The sequence below is a fragment of the Neobacillus ginsengisoli genome (genome assembly GCF_030813055.1).
In genome coordinates this window covers 196,127-209,095 of the sequence record NZ_JAUSTW010000002.1, presented here as the reverse complement: position 1 = coordinate 209,095, position 12,969 = coordinate 196,127, and the positions used below count along the sequence as shown (strand labels likewise).

11 protein-coding genes and 1 riboswitch are annotated in these 12,969 nt (G+C 38.8%); of the genes, 6 read left to right on the top strand and 5 right to left on the bottom strand.

From position 1 onward, the window contains the following. Positions 1 to 53: 53 nt before the first annotated feature. Entirely contained in the window at positions 54 to 1,172 is a 1,119-nt protein-coding gene (locus J2S10_RS06430; protein ID WP_307405593.1) for a CpaF family protein, read from the bottom strand. Positions 1,173 to 1,326: 154 nt separating this feature from the next. Then, a riboswitch (cyclic di-GMP riboswitch) is annotated at positions 1,327 to 1,413 on the bottom strand. 261 nt (positions 1,414 to 1,674) lie between these two features. Here J2S10_RS06430 and J2S10_RS06425 point away from each other — a divergent pair. From J2S10_RS06425 to J2S10_RS06400, 6 genes are read left to right on the top strand one after another with little or no spacing between them, the layout of a single operon-like run. Next, positions 1,675 to 1,896 carry a spore germination protein gene (locus J2S10_RS06425; RefSeq protein WP_307405591.1) on the top strand — a complete coding sequence of 74 codons (222 nt, stop codon included), beginning with the start codon at positions 1,675 to 1,677 and terminating at the stop codon, positions 1,894 to 1,896. 19 nt (positions 1,897 to 1,915) lie between these two features. After that, positions 1,916 to 2,173, top strand: coding sequence for a spore germination protein GerPB (locus J2S10_RS06420; RefSeq protein ID WP_307405589.1), 258 nt, complete (start codon positions 1,916 to 1,918; stop codon positions 2,171 to 2,173). Between the two features lie 43 nt (positions 2,174 to 2,216). After that, the gene (gene gerPC, locus J2S10_RS06415; RefSeq protein WP_307405587.1) at positions 2,217 to 2,834 is read left to right on the top strand and encodes a spore germination protein GerPC; all 618 of its coding nucleotides are present in this window, start codon (positions 2,217 to 2,219) and stop codon (positions 2,832 to 2,834) included. Further along, positions 2,831 to 3,013: a spore gernimation protein GerPD gene (locus J2S10_RS06410; RefSeq protein WP_307405585.1), complete on the top strand. Its 183-nt coding sequence runs from the start codon at positions 2,831 to 2,833 to the stop codon at positions 3,011 to 3,013. Before gerPC ends, J2S10_RS06410 begins: the two co-directional genes overlap by 4 nt. Before the next feature lie 2 nt (positions 3,014 to 3,015). Further along, positions 3,016 to 3,411, top strand: coding sequence for a spore germination protein GerPE (locus J2S10_RS06405; protein ID WP_307405578.1), 396 nt, complete (start codon positions 3,016 to 3,018; stop codon positions 3,409 to 3,411). Between the two features lie 55 nt (positions 3,412 to 3,466). Next, positions 3,467 to 3,685, top strand: a complete 219-nt coding sequence (locus J2S10_RS06400) for a spore germination protein (protein WP_307405577.1) — start codon at positions 3,467 to 3,469, stop codon at positions 3,683 to 3,685. Between the two features lie 90 nt (positions 3,686 to 3,775). Here the strand turns inward: J2S10_RS06400 and addA are convergent, their stop codons facing one another. The 4 genes from addA to J2S10_RS06380 all read right to left on the bottom strand — a co-directional run bounded on the left by addA (position 3,776) and on the right by J2S10_RS06380 (position 12,847). Next, the gene (gene addA / locus J2S10_RS06395; RefSeq protein ID WP_307405575.1) at positions 3,776 to 7,552 is read right to left on the bottom strand and encodes a helicase-exonuclease AddAB subunit AddA; all 3,777 of its coding nucleotides are present in this window, start codon (positions 7,550 to 7,552) and stop codon (positions 3,776 to 3,778) included. Further along, complete coding sequence (gene addB, locus J2S10_RS06390; protein ID WP_307405572.1) at positions 7,545 to 11,018, bottom strand: helicase-exonuclease AddAB subunit AddB; 3,474 nt, start codon at positions 11,016 to 11,018, stop codon at positions 7,545 to 7,547. Before addB ends, addA begins: the two co-directional genes overlap by 8 nt. 176 nt (positions 11,019 to 11,194) lie before the next feature. Next, a complete protein-coding gene (gene lepB, locus J2S10_RS06385) occupies positions 11,195 to 11,749 on the bottom strand; it encodes a signal peptidase I (RefSeq protein WP_307405570.1) in 555 nt (184 codons plus the stop codon). Positions 11,750 to 11,902: 153 nt separating this feature from the next. Further along, on the bottom strand, positions 11,903 to 12,847 hold the full coding sequence (locus J2S10_RS06380) for an LCP family protein (RefSeq protein WP_307405564.1): 945 nt from the start codon (positions 12,845 to 12,847) through the stop codon (positions 11,903 to 11,905). Positions 12,848 to 12,969: the final 122 nt, after the last annotated feature.

Sequence of the window (12,969 nt, the reverse complement as noted above, 5' to 3'; positions counted from 1 at the left end):
ATTTATATCACACGGAATAAGGATTTATTGTATATTCACCCTGTCATTCCATATTAAATTTCGGATGATGGAAAATGAATTTCAGTGACCTTCAACCGCTCAATAAATATCGGACGAACTCCGGTTGGCGTAAGACGTCCAATGATTTTCCCTTCTGTGCTAAGTCCTTCTTGTTTAAAGGTAAAGATATCTTTAAGGACGATAACTTCGCCATCTATTCTTTGTACTTCTGTAATACTGACTATTTTTCGTGATCCGTCTTTCAATCGGGACAGATGAATAATGACATCAATCGTTCCTAAAATTTGTTCCCGAATAGCTTTTACCGGAAAATCCCCTCCAGCTAAAAGCACCATTGTTTCAAGGCGGGTAATCATATCATTAGGACTGTTTGAGTTACCAGTTACAAGGGAGCCATCAGGTCCTGCCTTCATTGCCTTTAGCATATCTAATGCTTCTTCTCCCCGTACTTCACCAATAATTATCCGATCAGGTTTCATTCTTAAAGAGTTCTTTATAAGATTCCTAATGGGAATAGTTCCTTTTCCATCAATGTTTTGCGGACAAGACAGTAATGAGACGACATGTTCCTGCCTCAATTGAATTTCAGCTGTATCCTCAATCGTTACAATTTTTTCATCTTCAGGTATAAAATTCGATAATACATTGAGAAGGGTTGTTTTACCCGCACCTGACCCGCCGCTAACGATAATATTTAGCCTTGCCTTTACACAGGCATTAAGAAAAATAGCCGCTTCCTCGGTGACTGTTCCTAAGCTGATTAAATTTTCTATATGAAAAGGCTCTTTTGAAAATTTTCTTATAGTAATTGTAGGACTGTTTAATGCTAATGGTGGGAAAAGTGCATTAAAACGGGACCCATCAGGAAGTCGCGTAACTAAAATAGGATATTGATCGTTAATCGTTTTTCCGAGTCGTGAGACAATTTTTCCGATTACACTCATAACGTGGTCATTGTCCCGAAAATGTATGGGTGATAACATTATTTTTCCTTTTCTTTCACAATAAACTTGGGTTGGACCATTAACCATTATTTCCGAAACATCCTTGTCAAAAAAAAGCGGGCAAATCGGGCCAAATTCTGACAGGACATTGTTCCAATCCCTATTAATTAGTATACTTTTTTCTTGGGATTGGCATATTAATTTCATCCCCAAATCCCCCTTTCTGTTTATTCTTACTTCACTACTTTGAAAAAGGGGGAAATTTTTTATTAGCCTGGTTCATAATAAAAATAACCCCTCCTTTACCGAAAGGGGGGTTTTGACAAAGACATTATACCTCAATGATGACACACCCTAATCTTTCGGTAACTGGCTGGCATAGTGTAACCACACCTTAGCCCCTGTAGCTTTGCGTCGCTGATTTTCATCAGTTTTGCCTTTATCGAGATTTTAGTACCTGTTAAACTTACTAATCTCTTATTCCTATCATAAAACGATTCAGTTGTATCGAATATCCTGCTATTTTATCATTTAAGTGTAATTTAATAGGTATTTTTAACCACTATTCTTATTTTTCTTCAAATAAACTCTATTGCTCCTTAAAACAAATGCAAACCTTCCTTCTTATATTTTATTTGGGCATTTTAATCACATTAGGTTCGCCTATACATACTATGTAAGAGATAAAATGAAAAAAGGGTGGTTGATTATGCCGGCAATTGTTGGAGTTGCACAAGTCATAACTCTTGGGAGCAGTTCTATTTTCCATATTGGTGACGTATACAAAATCATGCCATTCTCAACTGCGAAGACTTTTTCCGGGGCTGGTTCCTTTAACACGGGTGAAAGTTTAAATGTCCGAAATGATGTAAGTTCAACCAACACATCGGATCCGGATATTATTGATTCTGCAAATATTCTTAATGCTTGATGAATGGGTGGTTTAGTAAATGAATTTTTATATACAGCAGTCCATTCAAATTAACTTTATTAAAATTGGCGGGATTACCAATTCCTCTGTTTTGCAAATTGGCAGTGCCGGGATAATCAAACCTGCTGCATATTTATATAATACAGGCGGATTTACACAACCTGCTCCCTCAGCAAAAAAAGCAGTTGTAGGTCAGCCCTCTGCATTATTGGCACCATCAGTTCCATTACAAGCTGCAGTCCGCAGTGGAGGAAAATTAGGGGCTACAAAAAGTTAAAAGATATGGACTGTAAAGAGATTCCAAACGGTGAGGTGATTGAATGTATCAGGATTATTCTCAATATCTTCAATGGTTGCAATTGCATATTCAAGCACAGGAGCAGAGAATCGTTACATTGGAAACGACCATACAAAAAATAAGGGACGAACTAAAACAAATGAAAGAAAAGCCAGCCATACATGTCGATACGATTGAATATAAATTTGATCAATTGAAGGTGGAAACGCTTGAAGGGACATTAAACATTGGTTTAAATCCTTCCGACCTATCTGGAATTGAAGACTTCGCGGTACAGAATCAATCATTAAACACCCCATTATCTCCGAAGTCACAAATGCAGCGATCAATGAAAATTGAAGAAACGATGTACAGGTATTTAGAAACTGAATTACCACAAATAATTGAAGATACCCAAACTAAACTAAATATTCAACCAAATGAATCTTATTTATCTTTTATTAAACAAGATATTATAAAACAGCTTCCTAGCAGGATTGAATATCATTTAAAATCTACCCCCATTCAAGACCGTTCAGGGAAAAATACGGTTACCGATGACGAAACGATCATTGAACAATTAACGCAAGAAATACAAAATGGAGTATTTGTATTTTTAAATAATTTGCCTGATAATGTGAAGGGAATGAAACAAGAGTGAATTTTGAAGTCTATAACAGAGAACTCATAGTGGACAATATTAAAATCATCGGGGTAGCCAGCTCCTCGTTAGTTATGGTGGGTGATACTCACTCCATTCAGCTAGCGTCCACTTTTGATACACCAGCGGAATCGTTAATCATTGGCCCATTTGTTCCCTTAGTATCGGAAGGGACCTAATCATGTTTCAGCGTACTTCTTGCGTGGACGATATACGCGTAAAAATCGTATCTTTTGCATCCACAGTACAACTTGGGGATTCTTGTATCATAAATGGATTATCTCGGGCCATTGCTGTTCAAAGGGAGGTTGAAATCGAATATGGAAACGAGGGTAATTTTTCAGTCTATCCAGTATTTACTGAACCTATTCCTTTTCAGCCAATCACTGAATCTTTAGCATATACTCCCCGAAATTTGAATCCAATTATTAAAGTTAATAATATTGGGATTATCGGGATGTCTTCGGCATCAATTTTACATGTCGGAAACAGTCAACACGTTTCAATGGAGACGAGGATTAAACATATACGGCAGCTTCTTCCTCATGAAGAGGAAGAACAAGGACAGGGAAAATAGCATATGTTACCTTAAAGCTAACTAGGCAATTAGTTTATGGAAAAGGATGTTTGTTATGCCAGCGATTATTGGCCCAGTACAAATCATTACCGTGGCCGGAGGAATTGTGCAATTCGGCGATACCGTTTATATTTCTCCAAAGACCAGCGCCAAAACTTTTTCTGGGTCAGGAGGATTTAATACTGGAGGAATTATTGTTGCAAATAACGGTATAAGTGGGACGAATGTACTAGATACAAATCTGATTGACCAGCCGATTGTAGCAAATAATTAAAAAATGACATAGCCATCAATAATGGTCTATGTCATTTTTTTTATTCTGCCTAGCTTCAGTGCCAAGCCTGGCAAGACCGCTTCAGCATTTCTATTTTTCAAGCTTTAATATATGGGCTCCATCAAAGAAAAATAAATACCTTTCATCCACTTTTCTTTTCCATATTTTTTCGATGGCTTTTGTATATAAATCAATTTGCATCCTGTAACGGTCTTCCAAGATTGACTTTGCCTGTTCAAAGCCGCCTTTAAAGCGGTCTGTTATTCCATCTGACTTATAATCAATTAAGACAAGCCCGTTTTCATCTTCAAAAACGCAGTCGATAACCCCTTGGATAAATATTGGTTCATCTTCATCCTTCCATGACGGATAGACTTCATTTGCCGGCATGGAGAGGGTAAATGGAATTTCTCTGTTGATTATATTTGCTTTAGTATATCTTTTCCCTAGCTCGGTCCTAAAGAATTGAACGATCATTTTTGGATCAATGACTGCCGCTTGCTCAGGGGTTAATAGTTCATTGTTAACCATCCCTTGCAACTGAGCCTCAATCGCTTCTACAGTTACCGGATTTATCAAATCCACATGCTGCATCACCATATGCATAGCGGTACCCCGTTCAGCAGGGCTTAAAGACTTCTCCTGCATAAACTTAGGGCGTTTTAGAATCGACTTCTTAAACTTCCGAATGAGGTCAGTACCACTTTGTTCATCGGACATTTCACGCTGGCGTTTTAATTCTGAAACAGATTGTTTGGATCGATAGGACGCGGCATCCGGAAAGGAATATTCCCATGAAAGGCGTGCATTAATTTCATCCTTATATGTGGATTCAATTGGTACTTTGTCAGCCTTCTTTACCTTTTCAATAAAGTGGTCCTCTTCCGTTTGTTGTTCATTTGCTTGTTTTTTTATAGATTCAGCATCCATTATGGTAATTTTCCATGATGAAGGATGAACTGATATTTCATCAGGAATCTCAGTGATTTCAGTTCTCCTCAATACACTGCAATCCTGATGACGGATTATCGCAGGCCCGATCCAATCTAGAAAGCTAACAGCAGAAGCCCGTTCATAATCTTTTAACAGCCAGTCTGAATTGGAGGTAACTTCATTCCACAGGTCTAGTGTTTTATCGGCATTATTTATTGTTCCAATTAGGTATAGTTTTTCTTTTGCCCGAGTTAAGGCTACATAAAGTACCCGCATTTCCTCTGAAAGCATTTCCATCTTCTTTTTCCGCTTAAAGGCAAGCTGCGGTAAGGATGGATAGGCTATTCTTTTTTCGGCATTGACATATTTTGCAGCAAATCCGAATTCTTTATCAAGCATAAATGAGCCGCGAATATCAGTCATGTTAAAGGATTTTGCTAACCCGGCTATAAATACGACAGGAAATTCGAGCCCCTTACTACTGTGGATTGTCATAATCCGCACAACGTCCTCTTGTTCACCGAGTGCACGGGCCGCTCCAAGATCATCGCCTCTTTCGGTCATTCTCTCAATAAAGCGTAAAAACCGGAATAAGCCCCGAAAAGATGTTTGTTCATATTGCCGTGCCCGATCGTATAATGCTCTTAAATTGGCTTGACGTTGCTTTCCTCCCGGCAAACCGCCAACAAAATCATAAAACTTTGTTTCCCGGTATAGTTCCCAAATTAGTTCAGATAAGGAACCTTGTCGTGCCATTATTCTCCAATCTTTTAGGGAGTCATAAAAACGACGTACTTTTTCATAAAAAGCTTCTGTGCTTGCAGCCGTCTTACTGCGACAAAAAGCAGTAACAGCATCCCAAAAGGATCCCCGCTTTTGATGGATGCGGATTTTTGACAGTTCTTCCTCATTAAGTCCGACGATCGGTGAACGTAGTACAGAAGCTAACGGAATATCCTGAAATGGGTTATCGATTACTCGCAATAGCGACATCATAATCGCTACCTCAGTCGCTTCAAAATAGCCAGTTGATAAATTGGCATAAATAGGTATCCCCTGTTGTTTAAATTCCTCCATGATTTGCGGTGCCCAAGTCATCGACCGAAGTAAAATAACCACATCCCGGTATATTAACGGCCTGTTCGACTTCGTTTTTGAATTGTATACATGCGTTTTTTCTGCAACCAATTCCTTTATTTTTGCCGCCATTACCCTCGCTTCGAGTTGGGCATTCTCTAAATCAACCGGATCAAACTCATCTGAATTTGTTGCAGTCTCTGATTCAGTTTCCTGAGCTGTTTTTGGATTATCGTTATTTTGATCGATTAGCAATAGCTCAACAGGATATGGCTCATCCTCAGGGTATGCGGCACCGGCTCGCAATTCTGCCGCTTCATCATACGCTATTTCCCCGACCTTAACACCCATGATTTGTTTGAACAAATAATTAGTCGCATCAAGTACTTCTTTACGACTGCGGAAATTTCGAGCCAGGTCGATTCTTAGCCCTGACAGTTCACCATCCAACTTGAAGCGATTATACTTTCCTAAAAATAAATTGGGCTCAGCCAAACGGAAACGATAGATCGACTGCTTCACATCGCCAACCATGAACAGGTTGCCGTTTATTTCATCTTCTTTTGCGACAAGCTTTAGGATGGTTTCTTGTACCATATTCGTATCCTGATACTCATCCACAAATACCTCTTTAAAATGACTTCGGTATGATAACGCTGCTTCCGATGGAAGAAATTCTCCGGATGAATTGACCCCCGTTGTCAATATTCCAAGGCAGTAATGCTCCAAATCAGCATAGTCGACGAGCCCTTTTTCCCTTTTCGCTTTTTCAAACCTGTCCGAAAAATCTTTGACTAGTTGAACAAGGGTTTCAATCAACGGCCGCATTTCTTCCATATCACCTATAAAGCTTTCGGGCTTTCTTAAAAAAAGTTCATCTTTAATTCCTTTTATCTTATCCTTAGCTTTATCACGCAGTTTCTGGGCTTTTTCAGTAAGATTTTTATCATACTGATCCCCTTTTACCTGTTTTGCCCGTGAGAAAGACCAGGTTTGCATCGCCTGATAAAGTGTTGTCCATGAGTCCTTTTGGGCAAAAATGAGAGAATCAATAACATTTATATCCTCTAAAAAGTTTTCCGCTCTTGGAGCAGGACCGCCCGGCAGCTTTGTAATTTCTAATCCTCGCTTAATCATTTCCTTAGCGGCTTCCAATTGTAGTTCAATATCAAATGAAAGAGCTTGAATAAACGGAAGATCCTCAAGCTTAGTATTTGGACCAACTTCATACATTGATACGATAGATTGCAAATAGTGCTCGGGTAATGGATTCGAGCTTGCAAAATCATAGATTGAACGGACAATATCCTGAAGGGCTGAATCGCTTCGGTCGCTTGTAAAGGAATCCACTAGCTTAAAAAATGCTTCATTGTCTTTTTTTCCGTATTCCTCTTCGAACAACTCATCCATTACTTCATCTCTGATTAATTGTGCCTCTGTTGTATCGGCAATTCGAAACCCGGGATCAACATCGATTAAATAATAATACTTGCGAATGACCTCCATACAAAAAGAGTGAAGTGTTGAAATGGATGCTTTATTTAACAGGCTTAGTTGTTTTCTTAAATGGCGTGATCCGGGGTCTTGATCAATCGCTTTTTCTAAAGCCTCACCAATTCGATGTCGCATTTCTGCTGCCGATGCATTCGTGAACGTCACTACTAATAATTCGTCAACATCGATTGGATCTTCCGCCGAAAGGATTTTTTGAATGATTCTTTCAACGAGGACAGCTGTTTTCCCGGAACCTGCTGCCGCCGCAACAAGGATATCTTTATTTTTCGCCACAATTGCTTTCCATTGGTCATCTGTCCATGTAACATCTTTTGGTTTTGGCGGAATCACAAAATTACTCATTTTCGGCGAGCTCCTTTCGGATTAATTCAAGTATTTGCTCATTCGATTGCGATGGGAAATTTCGGTAATGATTACTTTCAATCGATTCATCAAATTGACATACTGATTTATATGCACAGTATGTACAAGGTGTTTTATTTTTCAACTTATAGGGAGCAATGTCTACATCTCCGTCTATAATGGCGTTCCCCGTTTTTTTATACAAATTCCGTACATACTGTCTAAGGTCTTCAAATTCATTGATACTGGCAACTTTTGAACGTTTTGATAAATTCCCGTCTTTATTAATGCCTGCTGAAATTATTTGTGAATCACCTGAATCAAGCGATTGATCCATGAGCCGGATGACATTTTGATCGCTTAGCATTAACCCATTCATTTTGAATTTTTTCATTATTTCTTTTTCGATTTCATCCATCGTTAGCAATTTTGTTGAACTTATCATTGGATTATGAACATGAAAATAAAGCACACCTGCAGGGGAAGCATTTAGCTCAACTAATTCTTTTGAATTTGTCATGACAATGTCGAGATAAGTTAACATCTGCAGAGCAATACCATAATAGACCTCACCTAAATTAACATCCTTTTCACTGGATTTGTAATCAATGACCCGTAAAAAGACATTGTCATTTTCACCCTTTGCCTGATCGACCCGGTCGATTCGCCCCGCTAATTCCATTTTCTTTCCGTTTTTCAATGAAAAATTGAGCGGCTGCAGCTTTCCTTTTGACCCGAATCCTATTTCTAAGCCAATCGGTGAAAATCCGCTTACTTTAGCATGCTCACTTAGTACGAGAGATGCCCTGGTTATGATTTGCTCCAGTTTTCGTTTAATATAATGATGCCGTTCCGAACTTAGCAGGATTTCATTTTGCAGCTTTGGAGCTAATGTTTTGACCGCTTCCCGCGAAAGCTCTTCACATTGTTTTTTTGTTAAACCTGCCCACGTGATATTTTGTTCATTCACCATATCTGATATTTGCTTCAAGGCTGCATGGAACAGCTCTCCAATGTCCGGGGCTTCCAAGCGGAAAATTTGCCGTTCCCGCAGCTTCAAACCATGCCCGGCAAAATGGGAAAAGGCACAGCCATTATATAACTCCATTCTGGAAACACTCGCTTGGATTAATTCACCGTACAGTTCATCCGAAACTTCACGGGAAAGCTTTACGGCCTTGTTCGTATAAAAAAGACTCGAGAGCACTTTTTTGGCTTGTTCCCTCCACTGGCTCCCAAGATAATAGTTATAAACATCCCACCAAAGGTTAGAAATCGGATAATTCCGCTGGTTCAATTGGAGTTGGGCCGTTAAGTACGAGATCGTCACCCTTCCATTAGAAACGAAATTCAACTGGTCCTCTTCTGATAACTCTGATGGGTCTGTAACATATAAATGCTCATAAGCATCCGGAAACAGCTCTTTTAATCTTTTAATATATGAAGATGGTATTAGTGCCTTTCCTTCTTCATTTGCGAGCGGATAGCTGACAAAAAGGATATCTGACGGTGTTGTCAAGGCTTTATAGGCAAGGAAATTTTCGTCCATCATGCGTGTCCTGCTGCTCGGTGCTACCTTGATTCCTGCTGCTAAAAGCTGTTCCCTGTCTTCATCTGCCAGAATTCCTTCATCAGAGATTTTTGCAGGCATTACCCCTTCATTTACCCCGACCACGAAGCAGACCTTGATATCCAATAATCGTGATTTTTCCAGATCACCAATTAACACCTGATCGAGTGCAGGCGGGATTAGCGAAAAATGTAATGAATCAAATCCTGCTTCTATAATGGCAGCAAAGGCCTTTAAAGAGATCGGCTCGTCCCCAAGAACTTCAACGTATTGATCAAGAAGATCAATAACCGCATTCCACACCTGTTCATGCTCTCGCATCCTAACAAGATTGCCTTTCTCTTCAGCTGCCGTTTTCCATTTCTCCAGCTTCGAAGGAATATCCAATTCCTCTAATAATAAATAGATTGCTTCACAAAACTTCCTGCCGCTATCTGCTTTTTTTAAACGTCTTGATAATCTTAATAACGGTGCTGTGACCATAAGCCTAAGTTCATTTAATTGCTGCTCCATCTCTTTTTCCGCATCGGTTTGCGTACTTACTTCCAATTCTAATCCTCTGATACGTCGATAGCTCCACCGATTTTTGCCTGTCCATTTGCTCCCTTGGATTCCGTACTGTAAACAATAATTTTCAAGCTTATCCAGCTTCTCTCGCATTCCTGCAGGATTTTCCTGTAGCGGATATAAAAGCTCTGTTTTAATAACGCGGAAAACAGGTTCATAACGCCAATAGGAATTAATCACCTCAAGGCTTGAACGAATCAATTCTATTAATGGGTGATTAAGCATTGTCCTTTTCTGATCGATAAAATAAGGAATCTGATAATCATTAAAAACCGGTTCAACAAGATCATGATAGGCAGCACCATTTCGGATTAAGAGGGCAATATCACGGTAGCGGTAACCCTTTGTTCGAACCAAATGACGAAGTTCCCGGGCGATTCCTTCTATTTCTGCTCTGCGATTAACCGCCTGACAAATATTAATCGCTGTTTGTCCGGAAAAGCGCTCAGCCGGGCGGGCATCAAATTTTTCCTCTAAGTGAGATAATGAAGGGTGTGTCCATTTTTGTTGCTCTGTTAACAATATGGTCTGCTCCACTTCTATGCCTTCCGCTTTGGCTATCTCAAATAGTGTATAACATGACTCGCCTGACAGGCGGAACAAATCGAGCTCATCAGGAACTGTGTCAAAATTCATTTGATCGGTTGTCATAGCAATGGTTACTGCTTTACAATGCTTCAATAATTCCGTTATAACATGATACTCCTGCGGCGTAAAACTATAGAAACCATCTATATAGATTTCTGCTTCCCTTAAGTATGTTGAGGACGATATTTTTTCTGAGAGAAGATGAAAATAGTCCTCGGAATCAATATATTTTCCAAAGACCTCCTCTTCAAATTGTTTATATATTATTTCTAAATCATGTAACTTATCCTTTAATGCTTTAGAGGAGGATTGTCCCATGTTAAGCACTTCCGGCTTGATGCAATAGCGTTTGAATTCAGTAATCATTTGTTCTAACTGCTGAACAAAGCCATTCTTATTGGCAGAACGTTGAAATAAATGTAAATTTTCTTTTTGTTCATCAATGATTTTGCGGATTAACATACTGATCCCGACACTGCTTAAATGTATGCGGCTTATCCCGCCTGTTTCTTGGAGAATTCTCCATGCCAACCGGGAAAAACTATAAACTTGTGCCCGTATCATACCGCCAATCTTCAGATCAGTTGATAACCGATATTCAGATAAAAACGTCATCTGTTCCGGAACAATATAAATAATCGGCTTCCCCTCAGGGTTTTCTAAGAGACGATTTCGTATTTCATTCATACACATCGTCGTTTTGCCACTGCCTGAGCGTCCGGTAACCATTCTTAATGACATGCATGCCCCCCCTTTTTTCTTTTACTCCATTTGTAGACTCTTTATCTCTCATTTTACCATAAAAAGAGCACAAACGTTTGGATTCCCCTAAACAGATTAGCTCCAAAAATGGTAATTCCTATAGATTTAGCGCAAAAAAAGAGCACTGGCTATGTGCTCTTTACAGGTATATTTTTTTAAAAATGAACATTGACTTCATTCAATGGCCAGTACCGTAAATCGACTTTTCCTACAACTTGGTTGGTAGAAATAAAGCCAAAGTGCCGACTATCCCAGCTCCCTAAGCGGTTATCGCCAAGCACAAATAGTTTTCCTTCCGGCACTGTATTTTCACCAGTGATTTCCTTTAAATTAAAGTCTCCGGTTAACTTGACGCCAGGTGTTTTTTTCTTATATACATCTAAAAAAGGCTCCTCATATTTATGTCCATTTATATACAAATGATCATTCCGATATTCGATTTTATCTCCGGGCAATCCAATAATGCGTTTAACGAAATCCTCTTTCTCATTCGCGTGGAAGACAATAACATCAAATCGTTTTAATTCTCCAACCTGATAACCCAGCTTATTGACAACCAGCTTGTTTCCGTCCTGAAGAGTAGGCATCATCGATTCACCTTCAACCACATAATTAGAAAAGAAAAATGTACGAATAAACGTAAAAATAATGATTCCAATAGCAAATGCCTTAGCCCATTCTATTCCTTCTCTTTTCCATTCAATCTTCATAGAATCTCCTCCATTTTTCCCGCATTTATCTTCTATCTATGTCCTCATTATCGTCATTTTCTATGCTTCTATTCAATCTTACTTCAATTCTTTTGCCAAAAAACAAAGTATCCTTATTTCTATATCGGGTCCATTCATTAAGTCTAAATGCGATCACTTACTAATAAATTGAAGGAAAGCTTCCTTATTCTTCTCAAGATTGATATCCAGAACCGCTCCTTCCCCTTTAATTCGCTGATCCGTAAAACTGTTGTCGATAGGAATCCTTAGTGTCTCTACATTTCCTCTATTTTTTGAAAAGAAGTCCTTAGCCATAAATAACATATCGGTAGTATCCATGTTTGTATTAATAAACGGAGTAATAACGCCAATTAATTTCGGAAGTTTAGGGATTGTTTCTATGCTTTTAAGCTGGTTGCCAACCGCTTTTAATGCTTCCTGCTGCCGTTTTACACGGCCGAAATCGCCAATTGCATCATGGCGGAAACGGACATAACCAAGTAAATGTTCTCCATCTAATCTTTGCAGACCCGGTTCCAATGTCACACCTATATACTCCGACATTTTTTTCTCCACATTAATTTCTACACCTTTTGGAAATGCTTCATCAATTAATTGAACAAATCCCTGAAAATCCACAATTGCATAATATTGAAGGTCAATATCAAAGTTTTCTTTAATGGTTTGTCTCATTAATTCCGGGCCACCATATGCAAAAGCAGAATTGACTTTATGCTTTCCATGTCCCGGGATGTTGATATAGATATCCCTCATTATAGAAGTTAATTTATATGTTCCTCTCGTTTCATTATAGTGAGCAATCATGATCGTATCTGCCCGTGATTTTTCATTCCCCCGGGCATCACTTCCGAGCAAAAGAATATTTGTGTCTCCGTATTGATCCTTTTTACCTTCAAAAGTGTACACTACCTTATTGGTTTGCTGCTTTGTTTTATTAATCTTCTTTATTGATTGGTTAATCCCTTGATTATATTGATAATATGTATAACCAGCAGCTGCACCAATAAGTACGAGGAAAACAAGTAACACTGATACCCATCTTCTTTTGTTATTTACATGATGTTTTTCAGATCTCATTCTTGTATCACCCACCAGGTAGTTTTTTATATCTACATCCATATGTGAATTTTTTAGAGCATTGTTTCTTTATAATTCATTTTCCCCTATGAAATATCCTTCTATCAAAAACTTTCGCATTC

Bases quoted from the DNA above. Each gene is read 5' to 3' on its own strand.
- J2S10_RS06430 (WP_307405593.1), bottom strand. From the start codon at position 1,172: ATGAAATTAATATGCCAATCCCAAGAAAAAAGTATACTAATTAATAGG.
- J2S10_RS06425 (WP_307405591.1), top strand. From the start codon at position 1,675: ATGCCGGCAATTGTTGGAGTTGCACAAGTCATAACTCTTGGGAGCAGT.
- J2S10_RS06420 (WP_307405589.1), top strand. From the start codon at position 1,916: ATGAATTTTTATATACAGCAGTCCATTCAAATTAACTTTATTAAAATT.
- gerPC (WP_307405587.1), top strand. From the start codon at position 2,217: ATGTATCAGGATTATTCTCAATATCTTCAATGGTTGCAATTGCATATT.
- J2S10_RS06405 (WP_307405578.1), top strand. From the start codon at position 3,016: ATGTTTCAGCGTACTTCTTGCGTGGACGATATACGCGTAAAAATCGTA.
- J2S10_RS06400 (WP_307405577.1), top strand. From the start codon at position 3,467: ATGCCAGCGATTATTGGCCCAGTACAAATCATTACCGTGGCCGGAGGA.
- addA (WP_307405575.1), bottom strand. From the start codon at position 7,552: ATGAGTAATTTTGTGATTCCGCCAAAACCAAAAGATGTTACATGGACA.
- addB (WP_307405572.1), bottom strand. From the start codon at position 11,018: ATGTCATTAAGAATGGTTACCGGACGCTCAGGCAGTGGCAAAACGACG.
- lepB (WP_307405570.1), bottom strand. From the start codon at position 11,749: ATGAAGATTGAATGGAAAAGAGAAGGAATAGAATGGGCTAAGGCATTT.
- J2S10_RS06380 (WP_307405564.1), bottom strand. From the start codon at position 12,847: ATGAGATCTGAAAAACATCATGTAAATAACAAAAGAAGATGGGTATCA.